Source organism: Streptomyces sp. SL06 (assembly GCF_058244745.1).
This window is the reverse complement of record NZ_JBSYOT010000002.1, coordinates 1718602-1740267: the sequence shown is the minus strand read 5'-3', so window position 1 is coordinate 1740267 and position 21666 is coordinate 1718602. Positions and strand designations below refer to the sequence as shown.

Sequence of the window (21666 nt, the reverse complement as noted above, 5' to 3'; positions counted from 1 at the left end):
GGATCTTCCCGTTCTGTCCATCCTTGAGCATGCAGTCAAGCAACGATCGCCTCAGCGTCGCCGGGAGTGGTCCCGAAAGCGTGGTCGACCATCGCGCCGTACCGGATCGGGCCCACGTCGAGATGTCCGCGAGTCCGCAGTACGACGACCCGTGGTACGACGCCCTCGCCTCCGGCTGGGGAGAGGCGGCCGGTGACGGGTCCCCGGAGCCGGCGGTGCCGTCGCCGCGCCGGGAACCGGCGGCGGAGCCACCCCGGGCCGCGGCCGACGTGTATCTGGAGGTCCAGCGCAGCGCGGCCTTCCAGGAAGTACGCAGCCGGTACCGGAGGTTCGTGGTGCCCGCGGGCGTCGCCTTCTTCGCGTGGTACGTCGCCTATGTGGTGGCCGCCACCACGGCGCCCACGCTGATGGCCCGGCCGGTGGCCGGGGCGGTGAACGTGGCGATGCTGGCCGGGCTCGGGCAGTTCGCCTCGACGTTCCTGCTCACCTGGGCCTACGCCCGGCACGCTCGGCTGCGCAGGGACCGGGCGGCGCTCGAACTGCGCTGGGACACCCAGGAACTGACGCGCGGAGTGCGGGGAGGTGCCTCATGACGGGCGACCACCAGACGCTGGCGCTGCTGCTGTTCAGCACGTTCGTCGCCGTCACGCTGGCGATCACCACCTGGGTGGGCCGCAACAGACAGGGCTCGGCGGAGGAGTTCTACGCGGGAGGCCGACTCTTCTCGCCGATGGAGAATGGTTTTGCCATCGCGGGCGACTACATGTCGGCCGCGTCCTTCCTCGGCATCTCGGGGCTCATCGCGCTGTACGGCTACGACGGCATGCTGTACTCGGTGGGCTTCCTGGTGGCCTGGCTCGTCGTGCTGTTCCTCGTCGCCGAACTGGTCCGCAACTGCGGGAGGTTCACCCTCGCCGACGTCGTGGCCGCACGGATGCGGGAGCGGCCGGTGCGGATCGCGGCGGGCACCTCCTCGGTCACCGTCTCCGTGCTGTACCTCGTGGCGCAGATGGTGGGCGCGGGCAGCCTCGTCGCGCTGCTGCTCGGCGGCACGACCGAGGCGGCGCGGACCTGGACCGTCATCGGCGTCGGTGCCCTCATGGTGATCTATGTGTCGCTGGGCGGGATGCGGGCCACCACCTGGATCCAGATCGTGAAGGCGGTGCTGCTGCTCGGCGGCACCGTGGCGCTGACGACGCTAGTCCTGGTGCGCTTCCACGGCGACATCGACCGTCTGCTGCGCACGGCGGCCGAACGCAGCGGGCACGGCGAGGCGTTCCTGGCACCCGGGCTGGCCTACGGCGCGGACTGGGTCTCGCGCCTCGACTTCATGAGCCTGGGGCTCGCCCTGGTACTGGGCACGGCCGGGCTGCCACACATCCTGTCCCGCTTCTACACCGTGCCCACGGCTCGGGCGGCCAGGCGGTCGGTCGTCTGGTCGATCGGCCTCATCGGCGGCTTCTATCTGATGACGATCGTCCTCGGCTTCGGCGCCGCGGCCCTGGTCGGGTCGGACGCCGTGCGCGCGTCGAACGCCGCCGGGAACACGGCGGTCCCGCTGCTCGCCCTCGACCTGGGCGGCGGTGCGGAGTCCACCGGCGGGACGATTCTGTTCGCGATCGTCGCCGCCGTTGCGTTCGCGACCATTCTCGCGGTGGTCGCCGGCATCACCCTGGCCTCCTCGGCGTCCGTGGCCCACGACCTGTACGCGTCCCTGCGGCGCCGCGACGCCAAGCCGCGCAGCGAGGTCGCCGTGGCGCGCGTCGCCGCCGTCGGGATCGGCGCCGTCGCGATCGGGCTCGGCCTGCTCGCCCGCGACCTCAATGTCGCCTTCCTGGTGGGCCTCGCCTTCGCGGTCGCCGCCTCCGCCAATCTGCCGGTGCTGCTCTACTCCCTGTTCTGGCGCGGCTTCACCACGCGCGGCGCGGTGTGGTCCGTCTACGGCGGCCTGGTCCCGGCCGTGCTGCTCGTGGTGTTGTCCCCGGTGGTGTCGGGCAGCCCGCAGTCGTTGTTCCCCGGCGTGGACTTCCAGTACTTCCCGCTGCAGAACCCCGGTCTGGTCTCGATCCCGCTGGGCTTCCTCGCGGGCTGGCTGGGCACGGTCACCTCGCCGGACGTCCCGGACGAGGCCAAGCACGCCGAGACGGAGGTGCGTTCGCTGACCGGGGCGGGAGCCGTGTAGGTACGGGGGACGGGACCTCTCAGGCGCGGGTCGCCCAGTCGTAACGGTGCTCCGGACGGCCCGCGTCACCGTACTTGAGGGTCAGCCTGGCCCGTCCCGTGCGCTCCAGGAGCTTCAGATAGCGCTGCGCGGTCTGGCGGCTCACCCCGGTCCGCTCGGCGATCTCCTGGGCGGAGAGCGGGCCGTCGGCCTTCCTCAGACACTGGCGCACGAGTTCGACGGTGGTGGGGGAGTGCCCCTTCGGCAGCCCCGGCTCCGACGGCGCAGAGAGGGCACCGAAGATCCGGTCGACCTCCGCCTGCTCCGCCTCACCGCCCCCGTCGAGCGTGCGCCGCAGCCGCGCGTACGCCTCCAGCTTGGCGCGCAGCCCCGCGAAGGCGAACGGTTTCACCAGGTACTGCAGGGCGCCCTGGCGCATCGCCGCCTGGACCGTCGACACGTCCCGTGCGGCGCTCACCATGATCACGTCGGTCTGGTGCCCTCGCCGCCGCATCTCCTGGACGACCTCGAGACCGGTCCGGTCGGGCAGGTAGTGGTCCAGCAGGATCAGATCCAGGCGGGGCAGCGTCTCCACGCTGCGCAGCGCCTCCAGCGCGCCGTGCGCCTCCCCGGCGACGCGGAAGCCCGGCACCTTCTCGACGTAGGCGGCGTTGACCCGCGCGACCTGTGCGTCGTCGTCCACGACCAGGACCTCGATCACCGGGGCTCCTTCTCGGCAGCGGTGTCCACGCGCATGGCGAGGGCGGATTCCGGGTCCGCCTCGGTCAGCGCCTCGGGCAGGACGACGAGGAACTCGGCGCCCCCGCCGTGCGCCTCGCCGACGGTGGCGCTGCCGCCCTGCCGCTCGGCCAGCCTGCGCACCAGCGGCAGCCCGATGCCCCGCTGCCGGTGCGCCGACGGTTCCTTGGTGGACCATCCCGCCGTGAACACCAACTCGCGCTGCTCCGCCGGAATCCCGGGCCCCGTGTCGCGCACCCTGAGCGTGGCGGCGCGGCCCCGCGCGCGCAATTCGACCTCCACACGCGCGCGTCGTGTTCCCGCGACGGCGTCGAGCGCGTTGTCGACCAGGTTGCCGACGATCGTGACGAGCCCTCTGGGGTCGACCAGACGGTCCGGCAGCCGCGTCCGGTCGGAGAGCCGCAGGCCCACCCCCCGTTCTGCGGCGACGGTCGCCTTGCCGACCAGCAGAGCGGCGAGAAGAGGGTCCTGGATCCGTCCGGTGATCTGCTCCGCGGTGGCGCGGTGATCGCCGACCACCTCACCGACGAACTCCACGGCGTCGTCGTACATCTCCAGTTCGAGCAGCCCCAGCAGTGTGTGCATGCGGTTGGCGTGCTCGTGGTCCTGCGCGCGCAGCGCGTCGATCAGGCCGCGGGTCGAGTCCAGCTCCCGGCCGAGCTGTTCCAGCTCGGTGCGGTCGCGCAGGGTGGCGACCGCGCCGCCGTCGTCGGTGGGCATCCGGTTGGCCACCAGGACGCGCTGGCCGCGCACGGTCAGCAGGTCGGTGCCGGTCACCCGGCCGGCGAGGACATCGGCCGTGCGCCCCGCGCCGAGCGCCTCGTCGGGGGAGCGGCCGACGGCCTCCCCGCCGATGTCCAGCAGGCGCTGCGCCTCGTCGTTGAGCAGCCGCACCCTGCCCCCGCGGTCCAGCGCGACGACACCCTCCCGGATGCCGTGCAGCATGGCCTCGCGCTCCGCGAGCAGCCCCGCGATGTCGGAGAAGGCCAGGTCCCGGGTCTGCCGCTGCACCCGGCGCGAGATGAGCCAGGCCGCCAGGGCCCCGACGGCCAGGGCACCGCCGGCGTACGCGAACAGGCCGGGAATGGCATGGATCAGCCGGGCCCGGACGCTGTCGTACGCGATGCCGACCGAGACGGCCCCGATGATGTCGCCCTCGCCGTCGCGCAGCGGCACCTTGCCGCGCGCGGAGCGGCCCAGGGTGCCGTTGTCGATCTCCATGACCTCACGGCCGGCCAGCGCCTTCCCGGGGTCGGTCGAGACGACCTCGCCGATCCGCCCCGGGTCGGTGTGCGACCAGCGCACGCCCTGCCGGTCCATGACGACGACGTACTTCGCCTTGGTGGCCTTCCGGATCCGTTCCGCCTCCTGCTGCACCGGGCCCTGCGTCGCCGGCCGGGTCGCGTTCAGGTCCCGTACGACCTGCGGCTGCTGCGCGGTGGTCTGCGCGATCGCGAGGGCGCGGAGCATCGCCTGGTCGTCCAGCTGGTCGCCGAGGGGAGCCAGGAACAGGCCGGTCGCGAGCACCGCGACGCCCGCGGCGATCGCCAACTGCATCAGCAGGACCTGCGAGAACACCCGCCGCGGCAGGCCGAGGCGCAGGCGTCGTACGGGGGGAGTGGAGCGCATACCCATGACGGTACGTGGGTGGCGGCGCGATGCCGTAGACGGGTGTGGCGGGATTTCCCGAGTACCTGGCCCGAGTACGTCGGGCCGGGGCTCGCGGGCCTCCTGCCGGTACGTCAGCTCGCGAGCGTCGCTGCCATCGACAGTTCGCGCACCGCCGTGACCTCCATGCGGGCCGGCGAGCCCAGCACCGACGCCCCGCAGCTCTCCGGGCGCGGCGGCGCCGACGCCCCCTGCGCGACGGTGACCCGCCAGTGCCGGCCGTCGGTGTGGGCCAGGGTCACCTCCCAGCGCGGTGCGGCACCGTCGGTCCGTACGACGCTCAGCGCCTGGGCGGAGTGCTCGCCGACGGCCGAGCGCACGGCCAGCTCGGCCGCCTGGCCGGGGCGCTCCCACGCGCAGTTCCCACGACAGCCCCCGAGGACGATCCGTCCTTCCCGGGCGCCGTGCAGGATCTCCTTGACGGCGTGGGCCCGGACCCGGCCGTAGACGTATCCGTGGGGCAGGACGAGCACCGTCGGCGAGAAGCGGTGACCACCCAGATGAGTGACTTCCCAGAACGTCCTCGGTCCCCGAGGCGGCGAGTTCGGCCGCCAGCGGTCTGCCGAGGAGGGCGCAGCACCGGTCGCGCTTGCCGTTGGTGCACACGAGAGCCAGCGGATCACCCGTATGGGGGCTGCCTTCGAGCACCGAGTCGAAGGTACGGCGGTCACCCCGGCCGAGCGCCGCGAAATCGAGGTCGAGCAGCCGGTGGGGGTCGGTGAGCGCGGTGCCGTGCAGCCACACGTTCCCCGGCACGGTGTGGGCCGCGTACACCCGGCGCTCGGCGGACGTGCCGCGGTCCGCGTGGCGTCCGGGCCGCCGGATGAGCGCGACGCGTACGCCCGTGCCCTTCACCGCGGCCTCCAGGGCACGCCCCAGCGCGGGGTCCAGGTGGCTCGAAGTGAGGGCTTTGGCGCCCCACGGGCCGGGCTGTTCGAGTAGCAACCAGGTCCTCGCGACGGGTGCGGTGCCCGAAATGGGCTCGTCGAGGTCCCAGGAGACGGTTGAGCACGTACTCACAGAGGTGAGCCTAACCTGACTTGCGCTGTGGCGACTTCCAGCCGCGCTCGAACGCTACTCCGGCAGGGGTTGCGGCGGCCTCGGTCCCGAGTAGATCCCCCTGGGGCGCATACGCAGGGGAGGCTCCCCGTACTCCTCCAGCGTGTGCGCGATCCAGCCCGCCGTTCGGGCGATGGCGAAGATCGTCTCGGGGGCGGTGGAGGGCATGCCGCAGGACGCGGTGAGCACGGCGAGTGCCAGGTCCACGTTGGCGTGCAGCGGGGTGTGGCGGGCGGCGGTGGCCTGGACGTCGCGGGCCGCCGCGAGTGCGGGCGCCGCCCGGGGGATGTCGTCCAGGAGTGCGAACAGGGCACGCGCGCGTGGGTCCTCGCCGGCGTAGAGCCGGTGGCCGAGCCCCGGGACCCGCCGGCCGGCCCGCAGCTCCTCCGCGACCACCGGCCCCGCGCTGCCCTGGTCCAGGACCTCCAGCAGCAGCCGGTGGGCGAGTCCTCCGGCGGCGCCGTGCAGCGGCCCCTCGATCACGCCGAGCCCGGCGGAGACGGCCGCGTAGGCATGCGCGCGGGCCGACGCGGCGACGCGCACGGCGAGCGTGGAGGCGGCCAGGTCGTGATCGACGAGCAGGGAGAGCGCCGTGTCGAGGGCGTGCAGCGACGCCTCGTCGGCGGGCCGCCCGCTGAGCCGTGTCCACAGGCGGTGCGCGAGCGGGCCCCGGTCGTGCCCGTCGTGCCGTACGGGCGGCAGCGCGGCGACGAGGGTGGGGATGAGGGTGCGCGCGGTGCCCAGCACCGCGTCCTCGGACAGGTCGTAGCGGAGCGGGTCCGCGACCGCGGCGGCGACCGCCGCGACACGCAGCCGGTCGGTGGGGCCGGCGTGTTCGGGCAGGGCGTCGACGGCGCGGCGGGCCGCGGACACCGAGGACGCGGGGGCGCAGAAGGCGGCGCCGGGACGCGGTCGCCCGGTCCAGAGCCACTCGGCCACCTCCTCGTAGCTGTGGCGCGTGGCGAGTTCGACCGCGTCGACGCCCCGGTAGTAGAACCGGTCGCTCTCGATGAGCGTGATGCGGGTGCGCACGGCCGGCTCCTGGCCGGAGGCCGGGGCGCTGCCGCCGTCACGCCGGTTGCGCCGGGCGAGGGCCCGCACCTCCCGCGCGTCGAAGGTGCTGCCCCGGCCGCCGGGCGTGCGGCGGCTGCCCAGGAGGCCGCGGCTGACGTACGCGTACACGGTCTCGGGTTTCACGCCGAGCAGTTCGGCCGCCTCCCGGGTGGTCAGGCGCCGCTCGTCGCCGGTGGCGGGATGGTCGGGCTCTTGATCGCGCATGGGGTCACCGTATCGATGGGGGCGAGGGGTGTCTTGAGTAATATATTGATTCAATCAATATTGACAGAGTTCCGGTCAAGTATGGACAGTTGACTCAAGTTCGAGGAGGTAATCATGTCTGTCAACAGGACCGTTGCCGTCGCGGCGCCCGTCGACGTGCCGCGAGGGCTCGCGGGCGTCGTGGTGGCCGACACCGAGGTCGGCGACGTACGCGGGCTCGAGGGCTTCTACCACTACCGCCAGTACTCGGCCGTCGAACTCGCGCGCAGCCGCGGTTTCGAGGACGTGTGGCATCTCCTGGTCCACGGGGAACTCCCGGACGCGCGGCGCGGTGCCGCCTTCGCCGCCGAGACCGCGGCGCTGCGCCGGCTCCCCGACACGGTGCGCGCGGCCCTGCCCGCCATCGCCGCGGCCGGCGGACGCTCCGGTCCGCCGGCCGGGATGCGCACCGCCCTGTCGCTGCTGGGCGCGGCGCAGGGCTTCCAACCCGTGTACGACCTGTCGGCCGACCGGCGCCGTCGGGACACCCTCGTGGCCGCCGCGGCCGTACCGACGCTGTTGACCGCGTTGTACCGGCTGGGGCAGGGGCTCGAACCGGTGGAGCCCCGCGAGGACCTGTCGTACGCCGCCAACTACCTCTACATGGTGACCGGCGAGGAGCCGGACGAGCGGCGGACGCGGGCGGTCGAGCAGTACTTGATCTCCACCATTGATCATGGCTTCAACGCGTCGACATTCACCGCGCGGGTCATCGCCTCCACGGGAGCGGATGTCGCGGCGTGCCTCGTCGGAGCGGTGGCGGCGCTGTCCGGGCCGTTGCACGGCGGGGCCCCCAGCAGGGCGCTGGACACCCTGGATGCGATCGGCACTCCCGACCGCATCGACCCGTGGATCCGTGAGCGGGTGCTCGCCGGTGAGCGCATCATGGGCTTCGGCCATGCGGTCTACCGCACACAGGACCCGCGCTCCCTGATGCTCCGTGAGGTGGCCCAGGGGTTCGGCGGTCCGCGCGTGGAGTTCGCCGTCGAGGTGGAGCGACAGGTCGAGGCGATCCTCGCCGAGCTGAAGCCGGGGCGTGAACTGCACACCAACGTCGAGTTCTACGCGGGTGTCGTCATGGAACTGTGCGGGCTGCCGCGCGAGATGTTCACGCCGACCTTCGCGGCGGCGCGGGTGGTGGGGTGGAGCGCGAACATCCTGGAGCAGGCCCGGGACTCGAAGATCATCCGGCCGGCGGCGCGCTATGTGGGGCCGCGGGCGCCGGTCGGTGTGCCCGCGGTGGGTTGAGGGATACGAGCGGCCTGGTGCCGTTCGGGCGCCAGGCCTGTCGGGGAGCGTCGAGCAAGGACGGGGTGCCGGATTGCTCGCCGGGAGTGGTGTCCGGCGCCGTGGTGTGGTGCGACCGGGGGCGCGTGGCGGCGTCCGTCAGGCGTCGGGGATGTCCGCCTTGGCGCGGATCAGGGTCTCCCGGCTGACGACCACGATGCGTTCGTAGTCCGCGCGGGAGGCATCGGCGGGAAGCTCACGCTCAAGGGCCTCGGTGGCCTCCGTGCCGATCACGGCGAAATTGCCGTCGCTCAGTTCGAACAGATCCGGGCAGTTGGCTCCGGAGGTACTGCCGCGCGAGCTTGGAGGCACACCGATGCGGCGCACGATCTTCAAGGGGTACCGGTCCTTACACAGGGTGGGCGCACTGGTCGGCAGCACGTTACTGTGATCAGTGGGGCGAGTGTGACGGCATGGCCGAAGTGAGTCGAGAGGTTCACTCGCCCGAGGCCGACGTGCCGCCTAGCCGGGCGGAGGGGTGCCGACAACCCACCACTCGTCCGTGTCCGCCTCGTCCAGATCCTTGATCAGTCCGTCCACCACCGCCCCGATCCGGGTCTCGCCGGACGCCTCGTCCAGCGTTGCGCGCTGTGCCCTGGACGCCTCCCAGTACTCCCGCATCAGCGGCGTCTGGAAGATCTCCCGCAGGCGCCCGAACAACTCCCGCTGATCCAACAGGCCTGTTTCGTAGAGGTGGTACAGGTTGACGTACCAGGCGTTGGCGTAGAAGAACTGACGCCGCTTCTCCGCCGGGATGTCCTTGTCGTAGGTGTCGATCACGGCGGCCAGGGACGCGTCGTCCATCGCCCTGGTGAGCAGCTCCCAGTGCATGCGCTGCTGGTGGGCCAGTGCCCGGCGCCGGGAAGTCACTTCCTCCAGCTCCAGCCTCTTGATTTCGAGGCGTTGCGCCTCCAGCCGCCGCTGATGCGCGGCCAGCGTCAACCCTGCCGTCGCGATCAGCATCCCGGCCGCGGCGGGGCCGAACCTCCCCGTGAGCTTTTTGCGTGTGACCATGTCAACCCCCGAATCGGGCGACCGCCCGCTGGTCGTCGAGTGCGGGTCGGCTGACGGGGACCGGCGGGCGATGGGCGGCGCTTGCCGCCTCCAGGGTGCCGAGCGGCGCTGATCGACGGGGAGGCGGAGAGGAGGCGCACAGAAGGAAGCGAGGGTCGCACGGTCCGGCGCCTTGCCCAACGTCTGCCCCGCGAGCGCTGCCAACAATCGTTCACTCCGCGCGGACTGCCGTGACTCGTATCCTGAGCAGGCAGTTCCGCATGTGTCGCGCGTCCGGCCGCGAGCCGGCGCACGCGTAGGTGAGAGAGAGGTCGCAAGGTGGGGCAACGCCCGACTCCGCGTCAGATCCCGGTCGTCGTACTCGCCGGATTCCTCGGTTCCGGAAAGACCACGCTCCTCAACCACCTCCTGCACCGCAGCGGAGGCAGCCGCATCGGCGCCGTCGTCAACGACTTCGGCTCGATCGAGATCGACGCGATGGCCGTCGCCGGCGCCCTTGGCGACTCCACCGTCTCGCTCGGCAACGGATGCCTGTGCTGTGCCGTCGACGTGGGCGAACTCGACGGCTACCTGGAGCGGCTCGCACGGCCCGAGGCCGGTATCGACGTCATCGTCATCGAGGCGAGCGGTCTCGCCGAACCGCAGGAACTCGTGCGCATGCTGCTGGCCAGCGAACGGCCGGAGGTCGTCTACGGCGGACTCGTCGAGGTCGTCGACGCCGCCGAGTTCGACGACACCCGCGCCAGGCACCCCGAGATCGACCGGCACCTGGCACTCGCCGACCTGGTCGTGGTCAACAAGACCGACCGGTCCCCGGACGCCGAGCGCGTGCTCGCCCTCGTCCGTTCACTCGGCGAGGGCGCCGCCGTCGTGCCCGCGACCTACGGCCGTATCGACCCCGGGTTCCTCTACGACTGCCGGCCGAGCGAGGAGCGTGTGGGGCAGCTGTCCTTCGACGACCTGCACGACCACTCCGTGGGCGGCGCGCACGCCGGGCATCTGCACGCCGCCTACGAGACGCTGCCGTTCGTCTGCGACACGCCCCTCGACCCGCGCCGGCTCATGCGGTTCCTCGACAGCCGTCCCGAGGGCCTGTACCGGATCAAGGGGTACGTCGACTTCGGCCCGTACGACACCCGGAACCGGTACGCCGTGCACGCCGTCGGGCGCTTCCTGCGCTTCTACCCGGAACCCTGGACACCGTCCGAGCCCCGCCGCACCCAGCTCGTCCTCATCGGCACGGGCATCGACGCACCCGCCCTCGGCAAGGAACTCGACGCCTGCCGCGGCGACGCCCCGCACGCCGACGAACACGGCATGTGGGGCGTCCTGCGCTACGTACAGGACCCCGAGGGCGAGGATCCGCCGCTGTCCCAGGACCCGGCCTAGGCCGGCCCCGCCACCACCGACACCGTCTTCGGCAGGGACACGCCCGAGCCGTCGCGGCGCGGGTCGATCTCCGGGAGCTGGGCCGGCGTGCCGTTCTTCTGCGCGGCGAGGGCCGGGACGGCGCCCGCCCAGGCGAAGGCCAGGCAGTCCTCGCCCTTCAGGAACCGCTGGCAGCGCACGCCACCCGTGGCACGGCCCTTGCGCGGGTACTGGTCGAAGGGGGTGAGCTTGGCCGTGGTCTGGACGGAGTCGTCCAGCGTGCCGCGCGACCCGGCGACCGTGAAGACCACCGCGTCCGCGGCCGGGTCCACCGCAGTGAAGGAAATGACCTTGGCGCCTTCGGTGAGCTTGACGCCCGCCACACCGCCCGCAGGACGGCCCTGCGGGCGGACCTGCGAGGCCTGGTAGCGCAGCAACTGCGCGTCGTCCGTGATGAACACCAGATCCTCGTCACCGGTGCGCAGCTCGGCCCCGCCGACGATCCGGTCGCCGTCCCGGAGACTGATGACCTCCAACTCGTCCTTGTTGGACGGGTAGTCGGGCACCACGCGCTTGACCACGCCCTGCTCCGTGCCGAGCGCGAGACCCGGCGAGGACTCGTCCAGCGTGGTCAGACAGACGACCGTCTCGTCGTCCTCCAGGGACACGAACTCCGCCAGCGGAGCACCGCCGGAGAGATTCGGCACCGGCATGGACTCCGGGAGCTGGGGCAGGTCCACGACATTCACCCGCAGCAGACGCCCGGCCGATGTCACCACGCCCACCTCGCCGCGAGCCGTGGCCGGCACCGCCGAGACGATCAGGTCGTGCTTGACGCGCTTGGCGCCGGCCTCCGTGACAAGGGGCTCGTCGTTCGCCGTGCGGGCCAGCAGGCCCGTCGAGGACAGCAGCACCCGGCACGGGTCGTCCGCCACCTGGAGCGGAACGGCGGCGACCGGGGTGCCGGCCGACTCCAGCAGCAGCGTACGCCGGTCGGTGCCGAACTTCTTGGCGACCACGGCCAGTTCGGCGGAGACCAGCTTGCGCAGCTCCGCGTCCGAGTCGAGGATCCGGGTCAGCTCCTCGATCTCCGCGTTCAGCCGGTCCTTCTCGGACTCCAGCTCGATGCGGTCGTACTTGGTGAGCCGGCGCAGCGGTGTGTCCAGGATGTACTGGGTCTGCACGTCGCTCAGCGAGAAGCGCTCCATCAGGCGCTGCTTGGCCTGCGCGGAGTTGTCGCTGGAGCGGATGAGGCGGATGACCTCGTCGATGTCGACCAGGGCGGTGAGCAGACCCTCGACCAGGTGCAGCCGGTCGCGCCTCTTGCTGCGGCGGAACTCGCTGCGGCGCCGCACGACGGTGAACCGGTGGTCGAGATAGACCTCCAGCAGCTCCTTCAGACCCAGAGTCAGGGGCTGGCCGTCCACCAGGGCGACGTTGTTGATGCCGAAGGACTCCTCCATCGGCGTCAGCTTGTAGAGCTGCTCCAGGACCGCCTCCGGCACGAAGCCGTTCTTGATCTCGATGACCAGGCGCAGTCCGTGCTCGCGGTCGGTGAGGTCCTTGACGTTGGCGATGCCCTGGAGCTTCTTGGAGCCGACCAGGTCCTTGATCTTGGCGATCACCTTCTCCGGGCCGACCGCGAAGGGCAGCTCGGTGACGACGAGGCCCTTGCGCCGGGCCGTCACCGTGTCCACGGTGACCGTCGCGCGGATCTTGAAGGTGCCGCGGCCCGTCGCGTACGCGTCCCGGATGCCGGGCATACCGACGATCCGGCCGCCGGTGGGCAGGTCGGGGCCGGGCACGTGCTTCATCAGGGCTTCGAGGTCGGCGTTCGGATACCGGATCAGATGCCGGGCGGCCGCGATCACCTCGCGCAGATTGTGCGGCGGCATGTTCGTGGCCATGCCGACCGCGATCCCCGAGGCGCCGTTGACCAGCAGGTTCGGGAAGGCGGCGGGCAGCGCCACCGGCTCCTGCTCCTGACCGTCGTAGTTGGGGCCGAAGTCGACGGTGTCCTCGTCGATGGACTCCGTCATCAAACCGGTGGCCTCGGCCATCCGGCACTCGGTGTACCGCATGGCGGCCGGCGGGTCGTCGTTGCCCAGCGAACCGAAGTTGCCGTGGCCGTCCACCAGGGGCACGCGCATCGAGAACGGCTGGGCCATGCGCACCAGCGCGTCGTAGATCGACGCGTCGCCGTGCGGGTGCAGCTTGCCCATGACCTCGCCGACGACACGCGCGCACTTCACATAGCCGCGCTCGGGCCGCAGGCCCATCTCGTTCATCTGGTACACGATGCGGCGGTGCACCGGCTTGAGGCCGTCGCGGGCGTCCGGCAGCGCACGGGAGTAGATGACCGAGTACGCGTACTCGAGGAAGGAGCCCTGCATCTCGTCGACGACGTTGATGTCGAGGATCTTCTCCTCGTACGAGTCGTCGGGCGGCGGGGTCTTCGTACTACGGCGGGCCATCGCTGCCGGCTCCTTGCTGAAGCGTGAACGGTGATCTGACGCCGTCCATTGTGGACTGCGGCACTGACAGCGACCGACCAGGACCCGTCACGGGCTGCCCGGCCCGGCGCTGCCCGCAGAGTACGCCCTCGCGGCCGGTGCACCGCCAACCGCGTTCTCGCTCAGGGCGTACGAGGCACGGGAACTCCACCGGTGTCCCGCACGCTTGCATACAGTGGCAGGAACGGCGGAATTCCGCAGTTCCGCCCAGTGATTCCGCCAAGGATTCCGCCATCGAAGGGACGTACATGCCCATGGGTCACACGGCCACAGCGCAGGCAGGCTCCGGCGGCCTGACAGCGACCGAGCATCGCCTGGCCAACGGCCTGCGCGTGGTGCTCTCCGAGGACCACCTGACCCCGGTCGCGGCGGTGTGCCTCTGGTACGACGTTGGCTCCCGCCACGAGGTCAAGGGGCGTACCGGCCTGGCTCACCTTTTCGAGCACCTGATGTTCCAGGGCTCCGCCCAGGTCAAGGGCAACGGCCACTTCGAGCTGGTGCAGGGCGCCGGCGGCTCGCTCAACGGCACCACCAGCTTCGAGCGCACCAACTACTTCGAGACCATGCCCGCCCACCAGCTGGAGCTGGCCCTCTGGCTGGAGGCCGACCGCATGGGCTCCCTGCTGTCCGCCCTCGACGACGAGTCGATGGAGAACCAGCGGGACGTTGTCAAGAACGAACGCCGCCAGCGCTACGACAACGTGCCCTACGGCACGGCCTTCGAGAAGCTGACCGCGCTCGCCTACCCGGAGGGGCACCCCTACCACCACACGCCGATCGGCTCGATGGCCGACCTGGACGCGGCGACGCTGGAGGACGCGCGCGCCTTCTTCCGCACCTACTACGCGCCGAACAACGCGGTGCTGTCGGTCGTCGGCGACATCGACCCCGAGCAGACGCTCGCCTGGATCGAGAAGTACTTCGGCTCCATCGCCTCGCACGACGGCAAGCCCGCCCCGCGGGACGGCTCGCTGCCCGACATCATGGGCGAGGAGCTGCGCGAGATCGTCGAGGAGGAGGTCCCGGCCCGCGCCCTGACGGCGGCCTACCGCCTCCCGGAGGACGGCACGCGCGCGTGCGACGCCGCCGACCTGGCCCTCACCGTCCTGGGCGGCGGCGAGTCGTCCCGCCTGTACAACCGGCTCGTACGCCGTGACCGCACGGCCGTCGCCGCCGGGTTCGGCCTGCTGCGGCTCGCCGGGGCGCCCTCCCTGGGCTGGCTGGACGTGAAGACCTCCGGCGACGTTGAGGTTCCGGTCATCGAGACCGCCATCGACGAGGAGCTGGCCCGGTTCGCCGAGGAGGGCCCCACGGCCGAGGAGATGGAGCGCGCCCAGGCCCAGTTGGAGCGCGAGTGGCTGGACCGCCTGGGCACGGTCGCCGGCCGCGCCGACGAACTGTGCAGGTTCGCCGTCCTGTTCGGCGACCCGCAGCTCGCCCTGACCGCCGTGCGGCGGGTGCTCGACGTGACGGCCGAGGAGGTCCAGGAGGTCGCCAAGGCCCGCCTGCGTCCCGACAACCGCGCGGTGCTCGTCTACGAGCCCACCGCACCCGCCGACGACACCGACACCGAAGACGCCACCGACGAGAACGAGGAGGCGGCCAAGTGACCCAGCTCGCCACCATGGAATTCCACGCCCGGCCGCAGGCCGGCGAGCCCAGGCCGTGGGCGTTCCCGGCACCCGAGCGCGGCAGCCTCGGCAACGGCCTCACCGTGCTGCGCTGCCACCGCCCGGGGCAGCAGGTCGTCGCCGTCGAGGTGCTCCTCGATGCGCCGTTGGACGCCGAGCCGGCCGGTCTCGACGGCGTCGCCACGATCATGGCGCGTGCCTTCTCCGAGGGCACCGACAAGCACTCCGCCGAGGAGTTCGCCGCCGAACTGGAGCGGTGCGGAGCCACCCTGGACGCGCACGCCGACCACCCCGGCGTCCGGCTGAGCCTGGAGGTGCCCGCCTCGCGCCTCGCCAAGGCGCTCGGCCTGGTCGCCGACGCGCTCAGGGCGCCCGCCTTCGCGGACAGCGAGATCGAACGCCTGGTGCGCAACCGGCTCGACGAGATCCCGCACGAGCTGGCCAACCCCGCCCGCCGCGCGGCCAAGGAACTCTACAAGCAGTTGTTCCCGGCGGACACGCGCCTGTCGCGCCCGCGCCAGGGCACCGAGGAGTCGGTCGCCGCGATCGACTCGGCCGCCGTACGCGCCTTCTACGAGAGGCATGTCCGCCCCGCCACGGCCACCGCCGTGGTCGTCGGCGACCTCACCGGCGTCGACCTCGACGCGCTGCTCGGCGACACGCTGGGCGCGTGGACCGGCTCCACGGCCGAGCCGCGTCCCGTCCCCCCGGTGACCGCCGACGACACCGGACGGGTCGTCGTCGTGGACCGTCCCGGCGCCGTTCAGACGCAGTTGCTGATCGGCCGTATCGGCGCCGACCGCCACGACCGCGTGTGGCCCGCGCAGGTGCTCGGCACCTACTGCCTCGGCGGCACCCTCACCTCCCGCCTGGACCGCGTCCTGCGCGAGGAGAAGGGCTACACCTACGGTGTGCGGGCCTTCGGGCAGGTCCTGCGTTCCGCGCCGGACGGCACGGGCGCCGCCATGCTCGCCATCAGCGGCTCCGTCGACACCCCCAACACCGGTCCCGCCCTTGAGGACCTGTGGACGGTGCTGCGCAGGCTCGCCGCGGAAGGGCTCACCGACGCCGAGCGCGACGTGGCCGTGCAGAACCTGGTGGGCGTGGCGCCGCTGAAGTACGAGACGGCGGCGGCCGTGGCCGGCACGCTGGCCGACCAGGTCGAGCAGCACCTGCCCGACGACTACCAGGCCGCCCTCTACCGCCAACTCGCCTCCACGGGCACCGTGGAAGCCACGGCGGCGGTCGTGAACGCCTTCCCGGTGGACCGCCTGGTGACGGTCCTCGTCGGCGACGCGGCACAGATCAAGGAGCCCGTCGAGGCCCTCGGCATCGGTGAGGTCACCGTGGTGGCGGCCGAGTAGCGGCACGCGCGCGTGGCGGCTCTGGTGACCGGAGTGTCATCAGAGCCGCCCTTTGTCTGAATTGGTGAAGAAGGTGGCTGTCTGCCCTGTGGCGTGCACTACAAAAGCCGTGTTGCGTTTGAGGATTGAAGACAGCCGCGTTTAGCGTCGTCCGGGCTGTTCGTCAGGCAGTGCGCCGCGTCCGCGGCACCGGACAGTCATCGCCGAGTCCCCGTACGGCGCGAGCCAGGGGAGCCGGGGACCCATCGCAGTCCCTGGGGTGAATCGGACACCCGCGCGCGCAGCGAGGGTGCCCGTAGGAGACCTTCCTGCTCCGAACCCGTCAGCTAACCCGGTAGGCGAGAGGGAAGGAAAGGACCAGCCTCCACATGGCGTTCACGCGCGCCGCCGGCAAGCACCGCCGCCCTGGCCGGACGCACCGCACCACCGCCCGCGCGGCGGGAGTCGCGGCCCTCGCCACCACCGGCGTCGTCGGCACCCTCGCCGCTCCGGCGCTCGCCGCCGAGCCCGAGATGGAGCAGAGCGGACTCACCCCGGTCGTCACCATCGGCGGCTCCCTGGCCGAAGAGATCGACGCCCAGGCCGTCGCCCAGAAGCGGGCCGCCGCGGACGCCGCCGCGCGTGAGGCGGCCCAGGAGGCCGCACGCGAGCGCGCGGCCGAGGCGGCCAAGGAGGCGCGTGCGGCCAAGGAGCGCGCCGCCCGCGCGGCGGAGCGCAAGCGCCTCAACACCTTCGTGGCGCCCATCACCGCCTCCTACGTCTCCACCGCCTACCGGGCCGGCAGCTCCCTGTGGTCCTCCGGCAGTCACACCGGCATCGACTTCCACGCCTCCACCGGCACCTCCGTGCACGCGGTCGGCGTCGGCACCGTCGTCGAGGCCGGCTGGGGCGGGGCGTACGGCAACCAGGTCGTGATCAGGATGCACGACGGCACGTACACGCAGTACGGCCACCTGTCGTCCATCGGGGTCTCCGTCGGCCAGGCGGTCGACCCCGGTCAGCGGATCGGCCTGTCCGGCGCCACCGGCAACGTCACCGGAGCGCATCTGCACTTCGAGGCCCGTACGAGCCCCGAGTACGGCTCGGACATCGACCCCGTCGCCTATCTCCGTTCCCACGGTGTGAGCGTCTGACGACGGACAGTGCGGCACCCGAAAGCCCCGGCTTCCCGAGCCGGGGTTTTCCCGATTTCGCCGGCCCGGCCCGTCCGGCGTGGCACTGTCCAAAAAATATCCATGAAATCGGCCCCGCCGTCGGAATATCCGCTTGATTGGCTTAGAGTCGCTGAACACGCGTCAATCGTCGACGTTTCACGGGGATTAAGGCGGAGGTCGAGCATGCGTATTCCCGCGCACGCGGTGTGTACGGCGATCCGGGACGACATCGTCGTCGGCGTCCACGGACGCGGGAGCCGGCTCACCGAGGAACTCCTCGCCCGCCGCTACGGCGTCTCCCGCGTCCCTGTCCGCGAGGCCCTGCGCACCCTGGAGGCCGAGGGGTTCGTGGTCACCCGGCGGCACGCGGGCGCGTGCGTCGCGGAGCCGACCGAGCAGGAGGCCGCCGACCTGCTGGAGACGCGCGCGCTCCTGGAGCCCCTCGGCGCCTCCCGGGCCGCCCGGCGCCGCACCGAGGCCCACCTCAAGGTGCTGCGCGGGCTGGTCAGGCTGGGGCAGGAGCGGGCCAGGCAGGGCGCCGACGAGGATCTGCGTGCCCTGGGCGGCTGGTTCCACGAGACCCTCGCCCAGGCCGCCGGCAGCCCCTCGCTGACGGCGTTGCTGACCCAGCTGCGCCACAAGATCGCCTGGATGTACGTCGTGGACGCGCCGGCCGGACCGGTGGAGTACTGGGCGGAGCACGGCGCGATCGTCGACGCGGTGGCCCGGGGCGACAGCGAGCGCGCGCGGGCGCTCATGACGCTGCACAACGAGCGGTCGGCGCCGGCGCACCGGCTGCGCTTCGCCGCCGGCGGCGGACGGGCCGAGCGTGTGAGGAACTCGCAACGTGCCGTAAACACAGCGAGCGTGCGCCATTAACACGGGCGCCGTATACAAAGAGAGAGAAATTCGAGGGGCTTTTTTCTGCTGCCCTGATTCGGTGTCCGCGACCTGTTGTGCGATGCCGATGATCTGTTGCCCGTAAAGGGTGAAGCGGAAAGAGAAAGCGAAAGGCCCGCCCGGTGGGTGTCCGGGCGGGCCTTTCGTCTGCGTTGTCCGTCAGACGGTCTCGGGAAGCTCCTCGAGCCCTTCGGCGACCAGCTTCGCCAGCCGGTCGAGGGCGGCGTCCGCGCCCTCGGCGTCGGAGGCGAGGACGATCTCCTCGCCGCCCTTCGCGCCGAGACCGAGCACGGCCAGCATGGAGGCCGCGTTGACGGGGGACCCGTCGGCCTTGGCGATCGTCACCGGGACGCCTGTGGCCGTGGCGGCTCGGACGAAGATGGAGGCGGGGCGGGCGTGGAGGCCCTCGGCCCAGCCGACGTTGACGCGGCGCTCAGCCATGTGATGCTGCCCTTCAGGTGTTCAGAGGGTTGAAGTTGTCTAGACCAGTCTTGTCTAGACCAGTTTCCCACATCGTGAAGCGTGCCGGGACGGCCGTGTGCCGTCCCGTGTGGTCGTCGGACCGCGGCCTCGGCCCGACCTTCCGTCCTCCACAGACTGCCTCGCGCCGTTGTCGTACGCGAGCCGTACTCTGGGGCCCATGCAGACCTCGTCGGACCGGCACGAGTACCCCGCCCACTGGGAGGCCGACGTGGTGCTGCGCGACGGCGGCACCGCGCGCGTCCGCCCCATCACCGTTGATGACGCCGAGCGCCTGGTCAGCTTCTACGAGCAGGTCTCCGACGAGTCGAAGTACTACCGCTTCTTCGCGCCGTATCCTCGCCTGTCCGCCAAGGACGTCCACCGCTTCACGCACCACGACTTTGTGGACCGGGTGGGACTCGCGGCCACGATCGGCGGCGAGTTCATCGCCACCGTACGCTACGACCGCATCGGCCCCGGTGGAACGCCCGCCTCCGCGCCGGCCGACGAGGCCGAGGTCGCCTTCCTCGTCCAGGACGCCCACCAGGGACGCGGCGTCGCCTCCGCACTCCTGGAGCACATCGCCGCCGTCGCCCGTGAGCGCGGCATCCGCCGCTTCGCCGCCGAGGTGCTGCCCGCCAACACCAAGATGATCAAGGTGTTCATGGACGCCGGGTACACCCAGAAGCGCAGCTTCGAGGACGGCGTCGTCCGCCTGGAGTTCGACCTCGAACCCACCGACCGCTCGCTCGCCGTGCAGTACGCGCGCGAGCACCGCGCGGAGGCGCGCTCCGTGCAGCGGCTGCTGCAGCCCGGCTCCGTGGCCGTCATCGGCACCGGCCGCGCCCCGGGAGGCGTCGGCCGCAGCATCCTCGGCAACATCCTGGACGCGGGCTACACCGGCCGGCTGTACGCCGTGAACAAGGCCCTGCCCGAGGACCGGAAGGAACTCGGCGGAGTTACGGCGTGCCGCTCCGTGCGCGACATCGACGGGCCCGTCGACCTCGCCGTCGTCACCGTGCCCGCCGAGCACGTCCCCGAGGTCGTCACCGAGTGCGGCGAGCACGGTGTGCAGGGGCTGGTGGTGATCTCCGCCGGGTACGCGGACAGCGGTCCCGACGGGCGCGAACGCCAGCGCGCCCTCGTACGGCACGCGCGCACGTACGGCATGCGGATCATCGGACCCAACGCCTTCGGGATCATCAACACCTCCCCGGACGTGCGGCTCAACGCCTCCCTCGCCCCCGAAATGCCGCGCACCGGCCGGATCGGCCTGTTCGCCCAGTCCGGCGCCATCGGCATCGCCCTGCTCTCCCGGCTGCACCGGCGCGGCGGCGGGGTCACCGGCGTCACCGGAGTGTCGACCTTCGTCTCGTCCGGCAACCGGGCCAACGTCTCCGGCAACGACGTCATGCAGTACTGGTACGACGACCCGCGGACCAACGTCGCGCTGATGTACCTGGAATCCATCGGCAACCCGCGCAAGTTCACCCGCCTGGCCCGGCGGACGGCGGCCGTCAAACCGCTGGTCGTGGTGCAGGGCGCCCGGCACGGCGGCGTGGCACCGCAGGGGCACGCGGTACGGGCGACGCGGCTGCCCCACGCGACGGTCTCCGCGCTGCTGAGGCAGGCCGGAGTGATCCGGGTCGACACGATCACCGACCTCGTCGACGCGGGCCTGCTGCTCGCCCGCCAGCCGCTGCCCGCCGGACCGAGGGTGGCCATCCTGGGCAACTCCGAGTCACTGGGCCTCCTGACGTACGACGCGTGCCTGTCCGAGGGGCTGCGGCCGCACCCTCCGCTTGACCTGTCGACGGCGGCCTCGGCGGACGACTTCCACGCGGCCCTCTCCCGCGCCCTGGCCGACGACACGTGCGACGCGGTGGTGGTGACCGCCATCCCGGCGATGGGGGAGGGCCAGGCCGGGGACGCCGCGCTGGCGGAGGCCCTGCGGTCGGCGGCGGCCGCGGTGCCCACCAAGCCGGTCCTCGTGGTCCATGTGGAACTGGGCGGCCTGGCGGAGGCCCTGTCGGCGGCGACGAGCACCGCACCGCAGGCCGCCGCCGGCCCCGCGGGGGAACGGCCCTCCGCACCGGCGCAGCCGCCGCCCGCCGTCCAGGCCCCGGAGGGCGCCCACCTCATCCCCGCCTACCCCGCCGCCGAACGCGCCGTCCGTGCCCTCGGCGAGGCCGTCGCCTACGCCCAGTGGCGGCGGGAGGCCGCCGACCCGGGCAAGGTGCCGGAGTACGAGGGCATCGACAAGAAGGGCGCCGCCGAACTGATAACCGGCCACCTCGCGCGCGGCCAGGGGCTCACCCTCGACCCCCGGCAGACCCACGAACTGCTCGGCAGCTACGGCATCGACCTCCACCGCGCCCTGCCCGCCCCCACCCCCGACCACGCCGCCACCGCCGCGGGGACCATCGGCTACCCCGTGGCCCTCAAGGCCACCGCCCCGCACCTGCGCCACCGCGCCGACCTGGGCGGCGTACGCCTTGACCTCACCGACGAGGAGCAACTGCGACGGGCGTACGCCGAGTTGACCGAGCTGTTCGGAAGGCCCGAGGAACTGCGCCCGGTCGTGCAGGGCATGGCGCCGCGCGGCGTCGACACGGTCGTACGGGCGGTCATCGACCCGGCGGCCGGCGCGGTGCTCTCCTTCGGACTCGCCGGGGCCGCCACGCAACTGCTCGGCGACATGGCGCACCGGCTGATTCCGGTCACCGACCGCGACGCCACCTCCCTCATCCGCTCGATCCGGACGGCACCCCTCCTCTTCGGCTGGCGCGGCTCGGCACCGGTCGACGCCGCCGCACTGGAGGAACTGCTGCTGAGGGTCTCCCTGCTGGTCGACGACCACCCGGAGGTCGTCTCGGTCACCCTGGAACCGGTCGTCGTGGCCCCGCACGGCCTGAGCGTCCTCGGTGCCTCCGTCCGGCTCGCACCCCCACCCGCCCGGGACCACCTGGGTCCGCGGACCCTGCCGGCGTACTGACCCGCCCGGCCGGG

Annotated in this window: 16 protein-coding genes, 1 pseudogene and 1 riboswitch; of the genes and pseudogenes, 9 read left to right on the top strand and 8 right to left on the bottom strand. The window is 72.0% G+C overall.

Features of this window, described 5'->3' with window-relative positions:
• Positions 1 to 29 precede the first annotated feature (29 nt).
• Both AC4IHM_RS07795 and AC4IHM_RS07790 read left to right on the top strand, forming a co-directional pair.
• Positions 30 to 593, top strand: coding sequence for a DUF485 domain-containing protein (locus AC4IHM_RS07795; protein WP_490866357.1), 564 nt, complete (start codon positions 30 to 32; stop codon positions 591 to 593).
• Positions 590 to 2182, top strand: coding sequence for a solute symporter family protein (locus AC4IHM_RS07790; protein ID WP_490866356.1), 1593 nt, complete (start codon positions 590 to 592; stop codon positions 2180 to 2182). The genes AC4IHM_RS07795 and AC4IHM_RS07790 overlap by 4 nt, the downstream gene beginning before the upstream one ends.
• Positions 2183 to 2201: 19 nt before the next feature.
• Here the strand turns inward: AC4IHM_RS07790 and AC4IHM_RS07785 are convergent, their stop codons facing one another.
• The 4 genes and pseudogenes from AC4IHM_RS07785 to AC4IHM_RS07770 all read right to left on the bottom strand — a co-directional run bounded on the left by AC4IHM_RS07785 (position 2202) and on the right by AC4IHM_RS07770 (position 6925).
• Complete coding sequence (locus AC4IHM_RS07785; RefSeq protein WP_490866355.1) at positions 2202 to 2882, bottom strand: response regulator; 681 nt, start codon at positions 2880 to 2882, stop codon at positions 2202 to 2204.
• A complete protein-coding gene (locus tag AC4IHM_RS07780) occupies positions 2879 to 4549 on the bottom strand; it encodes an ATP-binding protein (protein WP_490866354.1) in 1671 nt (556 codons plus the stop codon). Before AC4IHM_RS07780 ends, AC4IHM_RS07785 begins: the two co-directional genes overlap by 4 nt.
• Before the next feature lie 113 nt (positions 4550 to 4662).
• Positions 4663 to 5608, bottom strand: a pseudogene (locus AC4IHM_RS07775) (ferredoxin family protein).
• Positions 5609 to 5662: 54 nt separating this feature from the next.
• Positions 5663 to 6925, bottom strand: a complete 1263-nt coding sequence (locus AC4IHM_RS07770; RefSeq protein WP_490866353.1) for a citrate/2-methylcitrate synthase — start codon at positions 6923 to 6925, stop codon at positions 5663 to 5665.
• A gap of 114 nt (positions 6926 to 7039) precedes the next feature.
• On the opposite strand from AC4IHM_RS07770, the gene AC4IHM_RS07765 reads away from it, so the two are divergent.
• Entirely contained in the window at positions 7040 to 8212 is a 1173-nt protein-coding gene (locus AC4IHM_RS07765) for a citrate synthase/methylcitrate synthase (RefSeq protein ID WP_490866352.1), read from the top strand.
• Between the two features lie 138 nt (positions 8213 to 8350).
• On the opposite strand, the gene AC4IHM_RS07760 is transcribed toward AC4IHM_RS07765, so the two are convergent.
• The gene (locus tag AC4IHM_RS07760) at positions 8351 to 8587 is read right to left on the bottom strand and encodes a hypothetical protein (RefSeq protein WP_490866351.1); all 237 of its coding nucleotides are present in this window, start codon (positions 8585 to 8587) and stop codon (positions 8351 to 8353) included.
• 126 nt (positions 8588 to 8713) lie between these two features.
• Positions 8714 to 9265 (bottom strand): DUF6082 family protein, encoded by a 552-nt coding sequence (locus AC4IHM_RS07755; RefSeq protein ID WP_490866350.1) that lies wholly within the window; start codon positions 9263 to 9265, stop codon positions 8714 to 8716.
• A gap of 318 nt (positions 9266 to 9583) precedes the next feature.
• Here AC4IHM_RS07755 and AC4IHM_RS07750 point away from each other — a divergent pair, with 318 nt between their 5' ends.
• Positions 9584 to 10654, top strand: coding sequence for a CobW family GTP-binding protein (locus AC4IHM_RS07750; protein WP_490866349.1), 1071 nt, complete (start codon positions 9584 to 9586; stop codon positions 10652 to 10654).
• On the opposite strand, the gene AC4IHM_RS07745 is transcribed toward AC4IHM_RS07750, so the two are convergent.
• Complete coding sequence (locus tag AC4IHM_RS07745) at positions 10651 to 13107, bottom strand: DNA gyrase/topoisomerase IV subunit A (protein ID WP_490866348.1); 2457 nt, start codon at positions 13105 to 13107, stop codon at positions 10651 to 10653. The two genes, AC4IHM_RS07750 and AC4IHM_RS07745, sit on opposite strands and share 4 nt — an antisense overlap.
• A gap of 287 nt (positions 13108 to 13394) precedes the next feature.
• Between AC4IHM_RS07745 and AC4IHM_RS07740 the strand changes: the two genes are divergently transcribed.
• From AC4IHM_RS07740 to AC4IHM_RS07725, 4 genes are all read left to right on the top strand, one after another.
• Positions 13395 to 14756 carry a M16 family metallopeptidase gene (locus AC4IHM_RS07740; protein ID WP_490866347.1) on the top strand — a complete coding sequence of 454 codons (1362 nt, stop codon included), beginning with the start codon at positions 13395 to 13397 and terminating at the stop codon, positions 14754 to 14756.
• Entirely contained in the window at positions 14753 to 16141 is a 1389-nt protein-coding gene (locus tag AC4IHM_RS07735) for a M16 family metallopeptidase (RefSeq protein ID WP_490866346.1), read from the top strand. Before AC4IHM_RS07740 ends, AC4IHM_RS07735 begins: the two co-directional genes overlap by 4 nt.
• 191 nt (positions 16142 to 16332) lie before the next feature.
• Positions 16333 to 16497: riboswitch (cyclic di-AMP (ydaO/yuaA leader) on the top strand.
• 12 nt (positions 16498 to 16509) lie between these two features.
• Positions 16510 to 17274 (top strand): M23 family metallopeptidase, encoded by a 765-nt coding sequence (locus AC4IHM_RS07730; RefSeq protein WP_490866345.1) that lies wholly within the window; start codon positions 16510 to 16512, stop codon positions 17272 to 17274.
• 204 nt (positions 17275 to 17478) lie between these two features.
• Positions 17479 to 18174, top strand: coding sequence for a GntR family transcriptional regulator (locus AC4IHM_RS07725; RefSeq protein WP_490866344.1), 696 nt, complete (start codon positions 17479 to 17481; stop codon positions 18172 to 18174).
• Between the two features lie 180 nt (positions 18175 to 18354).
• Here AC4IHM_RS07725 and AC4IHM_RS07720 read toward each other — a convergent pair whose 3' ends face one another.
• A complete protein-coding gene (locus AC4IHM_RS07720) occupies positions 18355 to 18636 on the bottom strand; it encodes an HPr family phosphocarrier protein (protein WP_490866343.1) in 282 nt (93 codons plus the stop codon).
• Positions 18637 to 18835: 199 nt separating this feature from the next.
• On the opposite strand from AC4IHM_RS07720, the gene AC4IHM_RS07715 reads away from it, so the two are divergent.
• Positions 18836 to 21652, top strand: coding sequence for a bifunctional acetate--CoA ligase family protein/GNAT family N-acetyltransferase (locus AC4IHM_RS07715; protein WP_490866342.1), 2817 nt, complete (start codon positions 18836 to 18838; stop codon positions 21650 to 21652).
• The last annotated feature ends 14 nt before the right edge of the window (positions 21653 to 21666 follow it).